The organism is Streptomyces sp. NPDC103540, assembly GCF_055584445.1.
Genome location: NZ_JBVJMA010000001.1, coordinates 656,656 through 675,035, shown reverse-complemented (window position 1 = coordinate 675,035; position 18,380 = coordinate 656,656). Strand labels below are relative to the sequence as shown.

Below are 18,380 nucleotides of genomic sequence, written 5' to 3'. Positions count from 1 at the left end.
GCCGCTGCGCCGGGTGGTGCCGTCTCGACGCGCCGCTCGCACCGCTCGGCCTCGGGGGGCCTCACGGGCTTCGTGCCGCTGTGCCGGACTCCGTCCGGCGGGCGGGGTACCGGGTACCGGTCGGGGTGGGGTCGCCGCGAGGGCTCGGTCCGGCACGGGCGCCGGTCCCGTCCGGCGGAGGCGGCCCGCGCCCCGCGGGCCCGGGCGTCTCGCGGGGTGGAATCCCGGCCGGGCCGGGCCGGCCGGGGATTACCCTGGCCGCATGACCTCGCTCGACGACGCCACCGCGACCTCCCCCGTCCTCGCCACCGCCGCAGCGGCCCGTACCGCCGCCGCGACCATCGCCCCACTCCCGCGGTCCGCCAAGGACACGGCCCTGCTGGCCATCGCGGACGCGCTGGAGGCCCGTACGGACGAGATCGTCGCCGCCAACGCCGTCGACACCGACAAGGCCCGCGCCGCCGGCACCAGCGAGACCGTCATCGACCGCCTCACCCTCACCCCCGAGCGCGTCGCCGCCATCGCCTCCGACGTCCGTGACGTCGCCGCCCTCCCCGACCCCGTCGGCGAGGTCGTCCGCGGCTCGACCCTCCCCAACGGCATCGACCTCCGCCAGATCCGCGTCCCGCTCGGCGTCGTCGGCATCATCTACGAGGCCCGCCCCAACGTCACCGTCGACGCCGCCGCCCTCTGCCTCAAGTCCGGCAACGCGGTCCTGCTGCGCGGCTCCTCCTCCGCCTACGCCTCCAACAGCGCCCTCGTCGGCATCCTCCGCGACGCCATCGCGAAGGCCGGTCTGCCCGCCGACGCGATCCAGCTCGTCCCCGGCGAGTCCCGCGACTCCGTCCGCGAGCTGATGCGCGCACGCGGCCTCGTCGACGTCCTCATCCCGCGCGGCGGAGCCTCCCTCATCAAGACCGTGGTCGAGGAGTCCACCGTCCCGGTGATCGAGACCGGTACCGGCAACTGCCACGTCTACGTCGACGCCCAGGCCGACCTCGACATGGCCGTCGACATCCTCATCAACTCCAAGGCCCAGCGCCCCTCCGTCTGCAACGCCGCCGAGACGCTCCTCGTCCACCGCGACATCGCCGACGCCTTCCTGCCGCGCGCCCTCGACGCCCTCGCCGCCGCCGGCGTGACCGTCCACGGCGACGAGCGGGTCCTGGCCGCCGCCGAGGGCACCGAGGCCACCGCCCTGCCCGCCACCGACGAGGACTGGGCCGCCGAGTACCTCTCCTACGACATCGCCGCCGCCGTCGTGGACTCCCTCGACGACGCCGTCACCCACATCCGCCGCTGGACCTCCGGCCACACCGAGGCGATCGTCACCACCTCGCAGGCCGCCGCGCGCCGCTTCACCCAGCTGGTCGACTCGACCACGGTCGCCGTGAACGCCTCCACCCGCTTCACCGACGGTGGTCAGTTCGGCTTCGGCGCCGAGATCGGGATCTCCACGCAGAAGCTGCACGCCCGGGGCCCCATGGGCCTCCCCGAGCTCACCTCCACCAAGTACATCGTCACCGGCGACGGTCACATCCGGTAACCGGACCCCGAACGCGGTGTGGCCGGATTCCGATTGAACCCTGCCCAAAGCCGCCCCCCAGGTCTACGCTGGTCCCGTGCCGGACGACGTGGGGGGCAAGCCGTTCCCGGACGACGGGGAGCCCGACGACGACCGCGGAGGCGCGGATCAGGACTTCGCCTCCGTGGTGTTCGACGAGGACTTCGTCCGGAACGCCGAGATCCATGAACCGAGCGCGGCCGAGCGCCAGCGCGCCGCGGACCACGCCCGCGCGGAGGCCGAGGCCGCCCGCGTCGCCGGCGGCTGGGCCGGGGAGGACGACTACGGCCCCCCGGAGGGCTACGGTCTCGACGACCCCGGCTGGGAGGCCGGCCACTACGGCTACGGATACGCCGAAGGCCCCTACGGCGCCTACGGCGGCAGCCTGCGCCCCTACCGCGGCCGTTCGCCCTGGCTCCGCCCGGTCGCCTGGGTGCTCGCCCTCGTGATGGGCCTCGGCATGGTCGCCCTCGCCTTCAGCGCCGTCTACCGCAGCGCGGCGGGCGCGAACGACCCCGCCCCGGCCCCCGCCAGTACTCCGCTCGGGGAAGTCACCGGCGTCGGAGCGTTTACGTACCCCGTCGGCCGCCAACCCTGAAGGTACGGCCCCACGCGCCCGAGCGGAGCTGGGGGCTTCTCTGAAGCGGGACCAGCGGGGAGAAGCGATGGCCGTTCCAGGAGATCCACCCAACGGCACCCCCGACGGCATCGGCGGGGGCGACGACGAACTGCGCCCCGACGAATACAGGTCGGTGGTGTTCGACGAGGACTTCGTCCGCGCTGCCCGACTCCAGGAGTACTCCGCCCAGGAACGCATGGGCGAACACGCCAGGGCCGTCCGCAGCCGCTCCCTGTGGGCGGGCTCCGGATCCTCCGGACGCGGCAACGGCACCCCCGGCCGCGGCGCCCGCCAGGGCATGCTCCTCGTCCTGCTCATCGCGACGGCCTTCGCCGTCGCCGTCTACATGGGCCTGCGCAACCCCTACGCGCCGCCCGCCGACGGCGCCGTCGAGCCCTTCGTCAGCACCGTCCTGCCCCTGGCCCCCTCCGAGACGGTGCCCGGCGGCCGCCCCGTCGACCTCTACGCGAACAGTCCCGCGGCCGACTACCGCGTCGGAGCGGCCGGCATCACCCTGCCCGCCGTGCGCCGCACCCACCACTTCACCGAGAGCCAGGTCGTCGCCGCGCTGTCCATCGCCAAGGACTACCTGGTGCAGTCCTCCCTGGACCCGGACGTCCTGTCCTCCACCGCCACCCGCCCCGTGCGGGTCCTGCTCGACCCCGGCCAGCTCACCCAGTTCGACGAGAGCATGACCGCGCCCTCCGGCGACGGCCGGCACGCCGCCACGGGCTGGCTGGTCCGCTTCGACCCGGCGACCGCCATCGTGGCCGACTCCCGGGTACGGGTCAACGGCACCCTCACCGTCGAGGAACTGGACACGCAGGTGCTGGAGATCACCGCCGACCACACCTTCGTGTACGCGGTGCGCCCCGCCACCGGCGCACCCGCCGCCGTCGACGGGGCCTCGCTGTTCACCGTCCGCCGCGAGCTGCGGCTGCGCTTCGACCGGGAGGACCTCACGGCCCGCCGCGCCGAACTGGTCTCCGCCTACGTGATGGCCGGCCCGCAGGACTGCTCCGCCGACCCGGCGGCGGGCTTCCGGCCGCTCCTCGCCGGAGCCCAGCCCACCACCGTGGGCCCGCCCGCGAGCGACCCGTACGCGTCCGGCCGGCCCCGCCGCACGGCCGGGCTGTGCGGCGTACTGGCCCCGGCCGCGGACCGCGGCGCCCCGCCTTCGGCGGTGCCGGCGGCCCCGACCGCCCGGACCCCGGCACCGCCCACCGGCGGCTCCTCCGTCAGCCCCGGCCCGTAGCCCCCGGCGCGTCCGGGCCGCCGTCGCCGGCCGCGTCCTTGCCGTTCGCCGAGGCCCCCGCCCCGGTGAACCGGTCGCGCAGCTTGCCGCCCAGGTCACCGGCGCCGCCGGCGATGTCGCCGACCAGCTTCATCAGCGGGTCCTTGCTGGTGCGCACCGACTCCGCGTAGTGCGAGGCGGACTGGCGGAAGGAGTCCGTCACCGAGGCGTCCTTGTCCTCCTCGCGGCGCGGGTAGTGGCCGTCCATGATCCGCTGGAAGTCGCGGTTCTGCGACCACTTCTTCAGCTCGGCCGCGCGCACCGTGGTGAAGGGGTGCGTCCGGGGCAGCACGTTGAGGATCTTCAGAACCGAGTCGCGCAGGTCGCCGCTCTCCTCGTACTCCTCGGCCTGGGCCAGGAAGGCGTCCACGTTCATCTCGTGCAGGTGGTTGCCGCCCGCGATCTTCATCAGACCCCGCATCGAGGCGTTGACGTCCTGCCCCACCAGCAGCCCGGCCCGATCCGCCGACAGCTCCGACTTGCGGAACCACTCCCGCAGCGCCGTGACGATCGCCATGATCGCCACATTGCCGAGCGGGATCCAGGCCACCTTCAGCGCCAGCGTCGTCAGGAACAGCAGGACGGTGCGGTACACGGCGTGCCCCGACAGAGCGTGGCCCACCTCGTGGCCCACGACCGCCCGCATCTCCTCCTCGTCGAGCAGCTCCACCAGCCCCGTCGTCACCACGATGATCGGCTCGTCCAGACCGATGCACATGGCGTTGGGCTTCGGGTCCTGCTGCACGTACATCTGCGGGACCTTCTCCAGGTCCAGGATGTAACACGCGTCCCGCAGCATCTCGTGCAGATGGGCGAACTGCGTCTCCCCGACCCGCACCGAGTCCGACAGGAACAGCAGCCGCAGGCTGCGCTCCGGCAGCAGCCCGCTCAGGGCCTTGAACACGGTGTCGAACCCGGCCAGCTTGCGCAGCGCCACCAGCGCCGAGCGGTCCGCGGGGTGCTCGTAGGCCCGCGAGGAAATGCCGGGGAACCTCCTGCGGCTCCGCGCCGGCGTCTTCTCGAATCCGGTGTCCGCCATCGGACCCTCCCCCTTGATCGACCTGTGCTCCGTTGCGTCTATCCTCTCCAACGCCTGAGTCGGCGTGAGCGTGCCCCAGGCCCCCGCATACGATGTGAGCGAAGTCTCCGCTCGCTCCCCGACTCGATAGGTACCTGCCTGATGAGCCTCCCCACCGCCGCCCACAACCTGGTCCTTCTCGCATCGGAGGGGGCCGAGCAGCACGGCGGCAACCACGACAGCCTGAACCCGTACCTGACCGGTGGCGGCGCGCTGGTCATCCTGCTCCTGATGCTCTGGGTGACCACGCGTCTGAACCGCGACCGCTAAACCCCCCTTTCGGGTCCGGCCACCGTGCACGTGCTGCCGGGCCAGTAGGCTCTGCGCTCATGGGAGAGCAGGAAGTGCCTACGGGCCCGGTCAAGCGCCGGCTCGGCGTGATGGGCGGGACGTTCGACCCGATCCACCACGGACACCTGGTGGCCGCCAGTGAAGTGGCCGCCCTTTTCCACCTCGACGAGGTGGTGTTCGTCCCGACGGGCGAACCGTGGCAGAAGTCCCAGCGGGCCGTGTCGCCCGCCGAGGACCGCTACCTCATGACGGTCATCGCGACGGCCTCGAACCCCCAGTTCTCGGTGAGCCGCATCGACATCGACCGCGGTGGCCCCACCTACACCATCGACACCCTGCGGGACCTGAGCGCGCTCAACGACGACGCCGACCTGTTCTTCATCACCGGTGCCGACGCCCTCGCCCAGATCCTCACCTGGCGCAACGCCGACGAGCTCTTCTCCCTCGCCCACTTCATCGGCGTGACCCGACCCGGTCACGTGCTCACCGACGACGGCCTGCCCGAAGGCGGCGTCTCCCTGGTCGAGGTCCCCGCGCTGGCGATCTCCTCCACGGACTGCCGCGCCCGCGTGGCCGAGGGCGATCCCGTCTGGTACCTGGTGCCCGACGGCGTGGTGCGCTACATCGACAAGCGCGAGCTGTACCGGGGCGCCTAGGTCGTTTCTTTCGGAAAAGGGAGGGCCCGCGGTGAACGACCCACAGGATCCTTACGACCCGTACGTCGACCCGGATCAGCTGATCGTCGGCTACGACCCGTACGGCAGACCGGTCTACGCCCCGGCGCCCTCCCCGGCCTTCCCGCCGCAGCAGCCGTACGAGCAGCCGCCGCCGTACGCGTACGACCACGGCCACCCGCAGCAGTACCCACAGCAGCAGTACCCACAGCAGTACCAGCCGCCCCAGCCGCAGCAGCAGGCCCAGGCCCAGCAGTGGATTCCGCAGCAGGCCGCTCCCGTGCCCGAGCCGCACCACCCCGTGCCCGGGCCCGTGCCCGCCCCGGTGCCCGAGCCGCGCCGGGAGCCCGTCACGGGGCGGGGCGGGCCGCAGCCACCGGACGCCGACGCCCACGCGGAGCCGTTCGCCTTCGCCGACGGGCCGGAGGCCGACTCCGAGGACGTCATCGACTGGCTGGCCTTCACCGAGAGCCGTACCGAACGCCGCGAGGAAGCCCGCCGGCGCGGCCGCAACCGGGGCGTCGCGCTCGTCGTCGCCCTCGCCCTGTTCGTCGTCGGAGGCGCCGGATACCTCTGGTACACCGACGGACTGCCCTTCCTCGACGGCCCCGGCGCCGAGCGGGCCCCCGCCGCGACCGGGGAACAGAAGCGCGACGTGATCGTCGTGCACGTGCGCGACACGAAGCGGGGCACCAGCTCCACCGCACTGCTGGTGGACAACGTCACCACCCGCCAGGGCGCCACCGTCCTGCTGCCGAACGACCTGAGGGTCCAGGGCCAGGACGGCACCGCGGGCCCCCTAGGCCAGGCCGTGGACGCCGGAGCCCTCGGCACCCGCGAATCCCTCGACACCGTGCTCGGCACCCGCATCGGCGGGACCTGGCGCCTGGACACCCCCTTCCTGGAGCGGCTCGTCGACCTCGTCGGAGGCGTCGAGACCGACACCGACACCGCCGTCCCCGCCGACGAGCGGGCCAAGACCCCGGCCGTCGGACAGGGCCCGAAACAGAGCCTCACCGGAGCCATGGCCATCGCCTACGCCACCCACCGGGCCCAGGGCGAACCGGAGACCCGGCAGCTGGAGCGGACCGGCAGGGTGCTCCTCGCCGTACTGCGCAAGATCCCCTCCGACCCGACGGCCGCGGCCACGACCGTCGAGAGCATGGGCCAGATCCTCGACCCGGGCCTGGACTCCCGGAACCTGGGCGCGCTGCTGTCGCGGATCGGCGAGCACGCCAAGGTGGGCGCGTACCGCACCGAGGTGCTCGCCCTGAAGGCGGACGGAGGCCTGACGGACGAGGCCAACAGGAAGGTGGTCAAGGAACTGCTCGGCGGCTCCTTCACGGCGGACCGGGCCGGGGCCACCCTGCGCGTCGGGCTCAAGGACGCCACCGGGCGGACCGGCGGGCAGGACGGCCAGGGCGGGGAGGACGGGGCGCGGATCGCGGCGAAGGCGGCCCTGCTCAACGCCGGCTACGGCTTCGTCGACGGCGGCAGAGCCGACCGTACGAGCGAGGGCACCCGGATCACGTACCAGGACGACGACCGGCGCGACCGGGCCGTCGAGGTGGCCAAGACCCTGGGGCTCCCCGAGAGGGTCGTGCAGAAGGCCGAGAGCGCGGTCAACGCGGACGTCGTGGTGACGCTGGGCAGGGACTACAAGCCCTCCTGATCCGGCTCCGGTCAGGGCTGTGAGCAGGTGTTCCGTCCGCGCGGGACGTTCCGCGCGGGCGGGGCCGGCGGTACATGAGACCCTTGTAAGGATCTGCCCGCCAACCCGAAAGCATGGCCAGTGACCGCCACGGACCGCTCCATCGAGCTCATCACCGCCGCCGCCCAGGCCGCGGCCGACCGGCTCGCGCACGACATCATCGCGTACGACGTCAGCGACGTGCTGTCGATCACCGATGCCTTCCTGCTCGCCTCCGCGCCCAACGACCGCCAGGTCAAGTCGATCGTGGACGAGATCGAGGAGCGGCTGCTCAAGGAGCTCGGCGCCAAGCCGGTGCGCCGCGAAGGCGACCGCGACGCCCGCTGGATCCTGCTCGACTACGTCGACATCGTCGTCCACGTCCAGCACAGCGAGGAGCGCGTGTTCTACGCGCTGGAGCGCCTGTGGAAGGACTGCCCGGAGATCGAGCTCCCCGAGGACGCCAAGCTCACCATCGGCAAGGCCGAGGAGCACGCCAAGCTGCGCGAGGCGGCGGGCGACGACGAACTGGACGGTGATCTGTTCTGAGCACCACCCCTTCCACCGCCGCGACCGCCGCGACCGCCGCGACCGCCGCGACCGCCGCGACCGCCTCGACCTCCGCGGGCAAGACCGGCAGGAAGATCGTCCTGTGGCGGCACGGCCAGACGTCGTGGAACCTCGAACGGCGCTTCCAGGGCTCCACGGACATCGAGCTGACCGAGACGGGCGTGGCGCAGGCGCGTCGCGCCGCCCGGTTGCTGGCCTCCCTGAAGCCCGACGCCATCGTCGCCTCCGACCTGCGGCGGGCCGCCGCCACGGCGGCCGAGCTCGCGGCGGTCACGGGCCTGTCCGTCGAGCACGACGAGGCGCTGCGCGAGACCTACGCCGGGGAGTGGCAGGGCCTCACGCACGACGAGATCCTCGCCAAGCACGGAGAGCAGTACACGGCGTGGAAGCGCGGGGAGCCGGTGCGTCGTGGGGGCGGTGAGCTGGAGACCGAGGTCGCCGACCGCGCCGCGCCCGTCGTCCTGAAGCACGCCGACCGGCTGCCCGACGGCGGCACCCTCGTGGTGGTCAGCCACGGCGGCACCATCCGTACGACGATCGGCCGTCTGTTGGGCCTGGACGCGTACCACTGGGAGGGCCTCGGCGGGCTCTCCAACTGCTGCTGGTCCGTCCTCGGCGAGGGCGTGCGGGGTTGGCGGCTCATGGAGCACAACGCCGGCACGCTGCCGGAACCGGTGCTCGGCGACGACGACTGAGGGGTCGCCACAGGCCGCCGCGGACCGCCCCACCCCCGGATTTCACTTTCCGGCTGGTCACAGGCTAGAGTTCTTCTTGTTCGCAGCGAAGAACACCGGAAACGGGGGGAACGCGGCGGAGAGCGGGGCTATAGCTCAGTTGGTAGAGCGCCTGCATGGCATGCAGGAGGTCAGGAGTTCAATTCTCCTTAGCTCCACAATCAGGATCCCGTCCCCAACAGGGGGCGGGATCCTTCCGTTTGTCCCTTTGGCCTGCTGACCCGGCCGGTACCGGCATGGCAGAATCGACAGCGCCGGAGGGGGACACGACGGCCCGACGCGGGAGGGAGTCGCTGACGGATGGGTGCACACCGGCGGCGGTGCGACTGGTGCGAGAACGGCACGCCGATCGTTCGGGACATGGACCCGGTCAATCCCGACTACCAGTACTGGTGCGAGGAATGCGCGCGGGCGCTGATCATAAAAGGCGACCCGATCGAGACGTACCGGGAGCTGGAGGGCGAGCCGATCTACGGCCGGCTGCTCGACGAGCACTGCACGCTCAAGCGGTTCTACCAGTTCGCGAGAGCGTGATCGGGTGAGGTCGGCCGGGTGAAGTTGGCCAAAGGCGATCAAAACGGACATGGCTCGGGCTCCGCGGAAACCGATTTTTGGTCTCGGGCCATGACCGTGTAATGTTTGGGATGTCGCCAGGGGGAACCGGCAAGGGAAACCGAAGCGACAAGCGGTAAACGAAGTAACAAGGGGCTATAGCTCAGTTGGTAGAGCGCCTGCATGGCATGCAGGAGGTCAGGAGTTCAATTCTCCTTAGCTCCACAGTGAAGAAGAGGGCCACCCGATCCGGGTGGCCCTCTTCTCGTTCCGCGGAACGAACGGGCGTCCGCCGGGGCCGCTGCGGTACCCTGGCGCCATGCGTGCCGTACGCCTTCTGCTTACCGAGCCGCGCTGATCAGCACCGACCCCTCGTGAGGTCGGCATCGGCGCGGCGTCCCCTCCTGTGCGAGGGGCTTTTTCGTTTGGGCAGGCAGAGACGGCAGAGTCGATCGATGGAGCTTCAGGAATCATGAGCGAGACGAACACCCCGGCCCCCGAGGCGGCCGAGGGGCACCGTTACACGGCTGCCATGGCCGCCGACATCGAGGCACGCTGGCAGGACGTATGGGACGCGGAGGGCACGTACGAGGCCCCGAACCCCACCGGTGACCTGGCGGGCGACCAGGCGGTCGTCGCCCGGCCCAAGAAGTTCATCATGGACATGTTCCCGTACCCCTCCGGTGCGGGCCTGCACGTCGGCCACCCGCTCGGGTACATCGCCACCGACGTCTACGCCCGCCACCAGCGGATGTCCGGCCACAACGTCCTGCACACCCTGGGCTTCGACGCCTTCGGCCTGCCGGCCGAGCAGTACGCCGTGCAGACCGGCACCCACCCGCGCGTGTCGACCGAGGCGAACATCGAGAACATGAAGGTCCAGCTGCGCCGGCTGGGCCTGGGCCACGACAAGCGCCGGTCGTTCGCGACGATCGACCCCGCGTACTACAAGTGGACCCAGTGGATCTTCCTGCAGATCTACAACTCCTACTACGACGCGGACGCGAAGAAGGCCCGCCCGATCACCGAGCTGGTCGCCGCCTTCGAGAACGGCTCCCGCGAGGTGCCCGGCGGTCGCGCCTGGGCCGAACTGACCGGGGCCGAGCGCACCGACGTGCTGAACGGCTTCCGGCTGGCCTACGCCTCCGACGCGCCCGTCAACTGGTGCCCCGGCCTGGGCACCGTACTGGCCAACGAGGAGGTCACCGCGGACGGCCGCTCCGAGCGCGGCAACTTCCCCGTCTTCAAGGCCAAGCTGAGCCAGTGGAACATGCGGATCACCGCCTACGCGGACCGCCTGATCGACGACCTGGACGCCCTGGACTGGCCCGAGGCCATCAAGCTCCAGCAGCGCAACTGGATCGGCCGCAGCGAGGGCGCGCGCGTGGACTTCGCCGTCGGCGAAGCCGGCGCGATCACCGTCTTCACCACCCGCCCCGACACCCTGTTCGGCGCCACCTACATGGTGCTGGCGCCCGAGCACGAGCTGGTCGAGAAGATCGTCCCGGCCGAGTGGCCCGAGGGCACCCACCAGGTGTGGACCGGCGGCGCCGCGACTCCCGGCGAGGCCGTGGACGCGTACCGCAAGCAGGCCGCCGCGAAGTCGGACGTCGAGCGCCAGGCCGAGGCCAAGGACAAGACCGGCGTCTTCACCGGCGCCTACGCGACCAACCCGGTCAGCGGCGACCTGGTCCCCGTCTTCATCGCCGACTACGTGCTGATGGGCTACGGCACCGGCGCGATCATGGCCGTCCCGGCGCACGACAGCCGCGACTTCGAGTTCGCGCGCGCCTTCGAACTGCCGGTGCGCTGCGTCGTGGAGCCCTCGGACGACCGCGACGCGGACCCGGCCGAGTGGGCCGACGCGTTCACCTCGTACGACGGCACCATCGTGAACTCCACGGGCGAGGGCATCTCGCTGGACGGCCTGGGCGTCGTCGAGGCGAAGGCCGCCATCACCGCCTGGCTGACCGAGCGCGGCATCGGCGAGGGCACCGTCAACTTCCGCCTGCGCGACTGGCTGTTCAGCCGCCAGCGGTACTGGGGCGAGCCCTTCCCGATCGTCTACGACGAGGACGGCGCCGCGCACCCGCTGCCCGAGTCGATGCTGCCGCTGGAGCTGCCCGAGGTCGAGGACTACTCGCCGCGCACCTTCGAGCCGGACGACGCCGCCTCGAAGCCGGAGACCCCGCTGTCGCGCAACGAGGCCTGGGTCAACGTCGAGCTGGACCTGGGTGACGGACGCGGGGTGCGCTCGTACCGCCGCGAGACCAACACCATGCCGAACTGGGCCGGTTCCTGCTGGTACGAGCTGCGCTACCTGGACCCGAACAACGACTCGGCCCTGGTGGACCCGCAGATCGAGCAGTACTGGATGGGCCCGCGCGAGGGCGCCCCGCACGGCGGTGTCGACCTGTACGTCGGCGGCGCCGAGCACGCGGTGCTGCACCTGCTGTACGCCCGCTTCTGGTCGAAGGTGCTGTTCGACCTGGGTCACGTCTCGTCGGCCGAGCCGTTCCACAAGCTGTTCAACCAGGGCATGATCCAGGCGTACGCCTACACCGACGCGCGCGGCGTGTACGTCCCGGCGGCCGAGGTCGAGGAGCGCGACGGCGGCTGGTTCTTCCAGGGCGAGCCGGTCAAGCGCGAGCACGGCAAGATGGGCAAGTCCCTGAAGAACGCCGTCACGCCCGACGAGATCTGCGAGGAGTACGGCGCCGACACCCTGCGCCTGTACGAGATGGCGATGGGCCCGCTGGACGTCTCCCGTCCGTGGGACACCCGCGCCGTCGTCGGCCAGTACCGGCTGCTCCAGCGCCTGTGGCGCAACATCGTGGACGAGGAGACGGGCGCCGTCACCGTCGTCGACGGGGAGCCCGACGAGGCCACCCTGCGCGCCCTGCACAAGGCCATCGACGGGGCCGGCTCGGACATGGCGGGGCTGCGGTTCAACACCGCCATCGCCAAGATCACCGAGCTGAACAACACCCTGACGAAGGCGGGCCGCCCGCTGGAGCGCTCCGTCGCCGAGCGACTGGTGCTGCTGGTCGCCCCGCTGGCCCCGCACATCGCGGAGGAGCTGTGGCACCGGCTGGGCCACACCGACTCGGTGGTCCACCGGGACTTCCCCGTGGCCGACCCGGCGTACGTGGTCGACGAGACCGTGACGTGCGTCGTGCAGGTCAAGGGCAAGGTCAAGGCCCGCCTGGAGGTCGCTCCCGCCATCTCCGACGCCGACCTGGAGCAGCTGGCGGTCACCGACCCGGCCGTCGTCGCCGCGCTGGACGGCGCCGAGATCCGCAAGGTGATCGTGCGCGCGCCGAAGCTGGTCAACATCGTCATCTGAATCGGGGGCGCCGGCGCCGGCGGCGGGTGCACGGAGCGGGCCGGGCGCCGATAGGTCCTCCGGGTTCTCCGGGTCCTCGGTATGAGGGTCATCCCGTACGGGCAGGTTGGGGGTTCGATTGGAACCCCTGGCCTGCCCGTGGCGTTTACGGTGGGAGGGAAGCAACAGGCGAAGAAGGGGAACCTCATGGAGGCGGGCGTCGCTTTGATCATCTTTGGCCTGTTGGTGCTGTTCGCCTTCCTGGGGCTGGGCGCCTGGGCCACGGTGAAGGTGGTCGGCGCGGCCAAGCGAGGCGTGGATCGTACGATCACCCAGGCCCGCAGGACCGTCGAGGACACCACGCTGAAGGCGAAGAGCCTGGGCCAGGTCGGTGTCACGGGCGCGCTCGCACAGCTGCGCCTGGACCTGCGGACCTCGATGCGGACCACGCAGCAGGCCCTCTACCAGGGAGCGCAGACGGACAGCTCGCTGAAGGAGTCGATCGTCCTGTTCGAGCGGCTCAGCGCGCACGGGCACGAGCTGGACGACGAGCTGAAGCGGCTGGAGCAGGAGCCCGACCGGCAGCGGATCGCGGCGAGCCTGCCCGACCTGCGGGAACGCACCTCCAAGATCACGGAAGCCGCTGACTCGCTGCGGTGGGCGGCCCGCGACCGGGCCCGCCAGTTCGCCGCCCAGGACCTGGACACCCTCTCCGCGGAGATCAAGCTCGAATCCGGCGCGCTGCGGGACTGGTCGCGGGAGCCGGTGGACCACCTGGCGGCCGCCGCCGAGGCGTGGGACGCGCGTCAGGCGGCCGAGGCCGCCGCAGGTGCGGCCGGGGCCGCCGGGCCGGAGGGGACGCCCGATGGGGCCGGGAGCGGACCGGCTCGGGGGACCGGGGTGACGCGGCCCGCCGCGCTCGATCCGGCGCCGCAGGCGGCGCCGTACCCGTGGCAGAAGGCACCGCGGCCCGAGACCACCACCTGAGGCACGGCCGGGCCGGGGGCCGGGTGTTCGACGCGGTGGGCGGGCCCGGGCTGCCGGATCGCCCCCGCTGCCGGTAACCTCCGGCTCATGTCCCGCCATGTCGCGATCGTCACGGATTCCACGGCCTATCTGCCCCAGCCGGCGATGGCGCGGCATGGGATCACCGCCGTCCCCCTGACCGTGGTCCTGGGCGACGAAGCCTTGGAGGAAGGCACCGAGATCTCGGCGCGCAGCCTCGCCGTCGCCCTCCAGAAGCGCCGCCCGGTCACCACCTCCCGGCCGGGTCCCGAGGAGTTCGTACGGGCCTACCGGGCCGCCGTGGACGCCGGGGCCACCGGCATCGTCAGCCTGCACCTCTCCGCCGAGTTCTCCGGCACGTACGACGCGGCCGTGGTCGCGGCCAAGACGGCCGACGTCCCGGTCCGGGTCGTCGACACCGGGATGGTCGCGATGGCCCTCGGGTTCTGTGCCCTGGCCGCCGCCGAGGCCGCCGAGGCGGGCGGTTCGATCGACGACGCCGTGGCGGCCGCGGAGAAGCGGGCCGCGGACATGTCGGCGTACTTCTACGTCGACACCCTCGACTACCTCCGCCGCGGCGGGCGGATCGGCGCCGCGCAGGCCCTCCTCGGCTCGGCGTTGGCCGTCAAGCCGCTGCTGACGCTGGACGGCGGCCGCATCGAGATGCTGGAGAAGGTACGGACGGCCTCCAAGGCCATCGCGCGCCTGGAGGAGCTGGCCGTCGAGCGGGCGGGCGCGGGGAGCGTGGACGTCGCCGTCCACCACCTGGCGGCTCCCGAGCGGGCGGAGAAGCTCGCGCAGCGGCTGCGCGAACGGATCCCGGGCCTGGTCGAGATGCACGTCAGCGAGGTGGGTGCGGTGATCGGAGCCCACACCGGTCCGGGGTTGCTGGCGGCGGTGGTGTCGCCGCGCTGAGCGGGGACCCTGGAGGGGCGGGCGGGGCCGGCTTCACCGGAACGGGTGGCGGGGATATCCACAACGGGGCCTTCATCCACCGGAATTGAGGGTTCCGAGCGGCGATCCGGGAAGGCCCCTAGCGTCGGGGCATGACTCTTTCCACACAGGACGCGCAAGGCCTCTCGGAGGCACGGACCCGATACGACGCCATGGCCGGACCGGTGGCCGGACCGGTGGCCGGCGGTGCCCTCGCGCCCGGTGGCGCGGGGCCGATGGTGCGCTCCGACGGCCGGGAGCGGTACCGGCGGCGGCTGCGTTCGCGGTCCCGGGCCAGGCCCGACCCCGAGGCGGTGCGCAGGCGGGCCGAGGCGCTGTTGGCCGGGGGTGTTCCGCCGCCCGCGGAGGAGGTGGCCGGGGAGCCTTCGGCGTCCGGAGGGTCGACGGGGACGGAGCCCGCGGCGCCGGCCGCGGGGGCGGGAGCGTCACGGCCGGAGCGGCCGGAGCGGCCGCCGGAGGGGGCGGAGGGGCCGGAGGGGTCGGAGGGGTCGGAGGGGCCGGGGCCGGAGGGCGGGCGCCCGGGTGGTTCGGCGCCGGTTCGGGCGGGAGCGTGGAGGTCCGCCCTGCGGGAACGGTTGCCGCTGTGGGTGCAGGCCCGGTGCGGGGTCGAGCCGCGCACGGTCGCGGCCGTCGCGGTGGTGCTGGTCGTCGCGGTCGGGTTCGCCGGCCGGCAGTTCTGGGCCGCCCGGCCGGGCCCGGTGACCGCGCCGGCCGTCGTCGCCCCCGCCGCCGTCGCGTCGGCGCCCTCGGCGAGCGCCGCCCCGGCGTCCGGCGCCCGTGTCGTGGTGGACGTCGGCGGCAAGGTCAGGGAGCCCGGGGTCCGGCGACTGCCCGGCGGCTCGCGGGTGGAGGACGCGCTGGCCGCCGCCGGGGGAGTGAGGCCCGGCACGGACACCACCGGGCTCAACCGGGCCCGGGTGCTGGTGGACGGCGAACAGGTGCTGGTGGGGGTCACGGCGCAGCCGCCGCCTCCCGGAGGCACCGGCGCGGTCCCCGGCGGTGGTGCGGGGCCCGGGGCGGGGCCGCTGAGCCTGGCCACGGCCACGGTCGAGCAGTTGGACGGGCTGCCCGGGGTCGGCCCCGTGCTCGCCCGGCACATCGTGGAGTTCCGTACGGCCCGGGGCGGGTTCCGCTCCGTGGAGGAACTCCGACAGGTCCAGGGGATCGGCGAGCGGCGCTTCGCCGAACTGCGCGGGCTGGTGCGGCCGTGAGCGGGCCGCGGGGGGCAGGCGCGCGGGATCCGGGCCGCGCGGGCGGGCGCCGGCCTGAAGGTGCGGGGTCGGGTGGGGTCGGGTCGGGGCGGGTGCCGCCTGAGGGTGCGGGGTCGGGTGGGGTCGGGGCGGGGCGGGTGCCGTCCGAGGGGGGTGGTGCGCGCGGGGGCGGGTTCGGTGCGGGACGGGCGGGTGCGGTCGGGATCGCCGGGGTCGGGACCGCCGGGGTCGGGCCCGGTGCGGTCGGGCCCGGTGCGGTCGGGTCCGGTGCGGTCGGGTCCGCCGGGGGCGGGGCGACCGCCGTCGGGCTGGAAGGGGCCGGGGCGGAGGAGGGGCGTCCGGTCGATCTGCGGCTCGCGGTGCCGGCCGGGGCCGCCTGGGCCGCCACCGCCCTGGCCCTCGGGGCCCCGGGGCACTGGACCGCCGTCGGGGTGGTGCTCGCGGTGGTCGCGGCGGGGGCGCTGCTGCTCGCCGGCCGGCGCCGTCCGCAGCCCCTGTGGCGGGTCGGTACGGCCGCGGCCGCCGCCCTGCTGTGCGCGGCCGCGGGCGCGGGGGTGGCCGGGCTGGAGCGGGCCGAGGCGCGGGCGGGGCCCGTGGCGGGGCTGGCCCGGGAGCACGCCCGGGTCCTGTTGGAACTCACCGTCGGCTCCGACCCCCGCGCCACCCGGGGCGGGAACGGCCCGCCGGGGGTGATGCTGGACGCGGTGGTGACGGCGGTGCGGGGCCCCGACGGGACGCGGACGCGGACCGTGACCCCGGTACGGGTGTCGGCCGCGCATCCCGACTGGGCCGGGCTGCTGCCGTCGACCCGGGTCGAGGTGGTCGCCGCCCTGGCTCCGACCCGGGGCGGGGAGCGGGCCGTGGCGCTGGTCCGCCCGGCCGGGGACGCGCCGCCCGAGGTGACCGGCGGGCCCGACGCCGCCCAGCGGTTCGCCGGGAGCCTGCGCGCGGGGCTGCGAGAGGCCGTTCGGGAGCTCGCGCCCGACGCGCGGGCGCTGCTGCCCGGGCTGGTGGTCGGGGACACCTCCGGGGTCCCCGACGACCTGCGCGAGGCGTTCAGGGCCACCGACCTGCTGCACCTGCTGGCCGTCTCCGGCTCCAACCTCACCGTGGTGCTGTGCCTGCTGATCGGGCCCCCGGCCCGCGCGCGGCTCGTCGAGCGGCGGGGGCTCGCGCCCCGCCTGGGGCTGTCGCTGAGGGCCACGGCCCTGTGCGGGGCAGCCCTCACGCTGGGCTTCGTCGTGGTGTGCCGGCCCGAGCCGAGCGTGTTGCGGGCCGCGGCGTGCGGGGCGATCACCCTGCTGGCCCTCGGTACCGGCCGGCGGAGGTCGCTCGTGCCGGCACTGGCCGGGGCGGTGCTGCTGCTCGTGCTCTACGACCCGTGGCTGGCCCGCGGTTACGGATTCCTGCTGTCGGTCCTGGCCACCGGGGCCCTGCTCACCCTCGGGCCCCGGTGGAGCGCGGCCCTGCGGCGGCGGGGCGTGGGCGCGCGCACGGCCGACGCGCTGGGGGCGGCCGCCGCCGCGCAGGCGGTGTGCGCGCCCGTGGTGGTGCTGCTGTCCGCCCGGGTCAGCCTCGTCGCGGTGCCGTGCAACCTGCTGGCGGAACTCGCGGCGGGACCGGCGACGGTGCTCGGATTCGCGACCCTCGCCGTCGCCCCGCTGTGGATGCCGGCGGCGCGGGTGCTCGCCTGGTGCGCGGGGGTGCCGGCCCGGTGGATCGCCGCCGTGGCGCGGGGCGGGGCCGGACTGCCGGGGGCGGAGGTGCCCTGGCCCGGCGGGCCGCGGGGCGCGCTGCTGCTCGGGGCGGTCACGGTGGTCCTCGTGGGGCTCGCGGCGCGGTTCGGCCGGCGGCGTGCCGTGTGCGCGGCCGTGGCGATCCTGCTGCTGGTCGCCGTACTGCGACCGCCGCAGCTCACGCGGGCGCTCACCGGCTGGCCGCCGCCGGACTGGAGCTACGTGCAGTGCGCGGTCGGCCAGGGGGACGCCGCCGTGCTGGCCGTCGCCCCCGGGACGGCCGTCGTGGTCGACGCCGGACCGGACCCGCGACCGGTGGACGCCTGCCTGCGGTCCCTCGGGGTCCACCGGGTGCCGCTGCTCCTGCTGACGCACTTCCACGCCGACCACGTCGGAGGACTCGCGGGCGTGTTGAGGGGCCGGTCGGTGGGTGTGATTCAAACCACCACGGTGGAGGAGCCGCCGGAGCGCGCGCGGGCCGTCCGGCGGGCGGCGGCCGCCGCCGGGGTGCCCGTCGTACCCGCGCTCGCGGGCGAGCGCCGGCAGGTCGGCAGGCTCGGGTGGGAGGTGCTGTGGCCGAGGGGGTCCGGGCCGGCGCCGCGCGGGCCCAACGACGCGAGCGTGGCCCTGCTGGTCCGCACGTCGGGGGTGACGCTGCTGCTCCTCGGCGACCTCGAACCGCCTTCCCAACAGGCCCTTCTGCAAAGCCATCCCGAGCTGGGGCCGGTGGACGTCCTGAAGGTCGCCCACCACGGATCGGCCCACCAGGACCCCGGTCTCCAGGACCGGATCCGACCCCGGATCGCGATCGTTCCCGTCGGCGCCGGCAACCGCTACGGGCATCCCGCGCCGAGCACCGTCGGCCGGTTGCGGGAGCGGGGGACGACGGTGCTGCGCACCGACCGGGACGGTTCCGTGGCGGTCGCCGGGAGCGGCGCGGGGATGCGTGCGTTCCCGGCCGGCCGGCGTCGCCGGCGGCCCGGGCATACCGGGCGCGACCATTCTGTTTGCCCCCAACCCGACAGCATGATCGAATGCGTCTTCGCCAGAGCGGTCCAAGTCCACACAGCACGGGGGTGCATC

At 73.6% G+C, this 18,380-nt stretch carries 14 protein-coding genes, 2 tRNA genes and 1 pseudogene; 16 read left to right on the top strand and 1 reads right to left on the bottom strand.

The genetic code is table 11. The features are described 5' to 3' along the window. Positions 1 to 262 precede the first annotated feature (262 nt). The 3 genes from ACZ6ZI_RS03045 to ACZ6ZI_RS03035 all read left to right on the top strand — a co-directional run bounded on the left by ACZ6ZI_RS03045 (position 263) and on the right by ACZ6ZI_RS03035 (position 3,438). On the top strand, positions 263 to 1,546 hold the full coding sequence (locus tag ACZ6ZI_RS03045) for a glutamate-5-semialdehyde dehydrogenase (RefSeq protein WP_469514992.1): 1,284 nt from the start codon (positions 263 to 265) through the stop codon (positions 1,544 to 1,546). A 76-nt stretch (positions 1,547 to 1,622) separates the two neighbouring features. After that, complete coding sequence (locus tag ACZ6ZI_RS03040) at positions 1,623 to 2,162, top strand: SCO2584 family spore wall biosynthesis protein (RefSeq protein ID WP_363061314.1); 540 nt, start codon at positions 1,623 to 1,625, stop codon at positions 2,160 to 2,162. 67 nt (positions 2,163 to 2,229) lie between these two features. Then, a complete protein-coding gene (locus ACZ6ZI_RS03035) occupies positions 2,230 to 3,438 on the top strand; it encodes an SCO2583 family membrane protein (RefSeq protein WP_469514988.1) in 1,209 nt (402 codons plus the stop codon). On the opposite strand, the gene ACZ6ZI_RS03030 is transcribed toward ACZ6ZI_RS03035, so the two are convergent. After that, positions 3,422 to 4,516 (bottom strand): M48 family metallopeptidase, encoded by a 1,095-nt coding sequence (locus ACZ6ZI_RS03030; protein ID WP_469514986.1) that lies wholly within the window; start codon positions 4,514 to 4,516, stop codon positions 3,422 to 3,424. The two genes, ACZ6ZI_RS03035 and ACZ6ZI_RS03030, sit on opposite strands and share 17 nt — an antisense overlap. Positions 4,517 to 4,657: 141 nt before the next feature. On the opposite strand from ACZ6ZI_RS03030, the gene ACZ6ZI_RS03025 reads away from it, so the two are divergent. The 13 genes and pseudogenes from ACZ6ZI_RS03025 to ACZ6ZI_RS02965 all read left to right on the top strand — a co-directional run. Next, positions 4,658 to 4,825, top strand: a complete 168-nt coding sequence (locus ACZ6ZI_RS03025; protein ID WP_363061318.1) for a hypothetical protein — start codon at positions 4,658 to 4,660, stop codon at positions 4,823 to 4,825. Between the two features lie 59 nt (positions 4,826 to 4,884). Next, entirely contained in the window at positions 4,885 to 5,502 is a 618-nt protein-coding gene (gene nadD / locus ACZ6ZI_RS03020) for a nicotinate-nucleotide adenylyltransferase (RefSeq protein WP_469514981.1), read from the top strand. Between the two features lie 31 nt (positions 5,503 to 5,533). Then, positions 5,534 to 7,192 (top strand): LCP family protein, encoded by a 1,659-nt coding sequence (locus tag ACZ6ZI_RS03015; RefSeq protein WP_469514978.1) that lies wholly within the window; start codon positions 5,534 to 5,536, stop codon positions 7,190 to 7,192. Positions 7,193 to 7,312: 120 nt separating this feature from the next. Beyond that, positions 7,313 to 7,759 carry a ribosome silencing factor gene (gene rsfS, locus ACZ6ZI_RS03010; protein WP_030008628.1) on the top strand — a complete coding sequence of 149 codons (447 nt, stop codon included), beginning with the start codon at positions 7,313 to 7,315 and terminating at the stop codon, positions 7,757 to 7,759. 95 nt (positions 7,760 to 7,854) lie between these two features. Continuing rightward, a complete protein-coding gene (locus ACZ6ZI_RS03005) occupies positions 7,855 to 8,475 on the top strand; it encodes a histidine phosphatase family protein (protein ID WP_363061412.1) in 621 nt (206 codons plus the stop codon). Between the two features lie 124 nt (positions 8,476 to 8,599). Further along, positions 8,600 to 8,672 (top strand) — tRNA-Ala (locus tag ACZ6ZI_RS03000). 142 nt (positions 8,673 to 8,814) lie between these two features. Next, a complete protein-coding gene (locus ACZ6ZI_RS02995) occupies positions 8,815 to 9,048 on the top strand; it encodes a hypothetical protein (protein WP_363061323.1) in 234 nt (77 codons plus the stop codon). A 170-nt stretch (positions 9,049 to 9,218) separates the two neighbouring features. Next, positions 9,219 to 9,291, top strand: a tRNA-Ala gene (locus ACZ6ZI_RS02990). Between the two features lie 247 nt (positions 9,292 to 9,538). Then, positions 9,539 to 12,412, top strand: a complete 2,874-nt coding sequence (gene leuS, locus ACZ6ZI_RS02985; protein WP_469514973.1) for a leucine--tRNA ligase — start codon at positions 9,539 to 9,541, stop codon at positions 12,410 to 12,412. A 186-nt stretch (positions 12,413 to 12,598) separates the two neighbouring features. Beyond that, a complete protein-coding gene (locus tag ACZ6ZI_RS02980) occupies positions 12,599 to 13,378 on the top strand; it encodes a hypothetical protein (protein WP_469515820.1) in 780 nt (259 codons plus the stop codon). Positions 13,379 to 13,465: 87 nt separating this feature from the next. Next, positions 13,466 to 14,311 (top strand): DegV family protein, encoded by an 846-nt coding sequence (locus ACZ6ZI_RS02975; protein WP_469514970.1) that lies wholly within the window; start codon positions 13,466 to 13,468, stop codon positions 14,309 to 14,311. Positions 14,312 to 14,442: 131 nt separating this feature from the next. Next, complete coding sequence (locus tag ACZ6ZI_RS02970; protein WP_469514967.1) at positions 14,443 to 15,561, top strand: ComEA family DNA-binding protein; 1,119 nt, start codon at positions 14,443 to 14,445, stop codon at positions 15,559 to 15,561. 308 nt (positions 15,562 to 15,869) lie between these two features. Beyond that, a pseudogene (locus tag ACZ6ZI_RS02965) lies at positions 15,870 to 18,266 on the top strand (ComEC/Rec2 family competence protein); the annotation flags it as partial. Between the last annotated feature and the right edge of the window lie 114 nt (positions 18,267 to 18,380).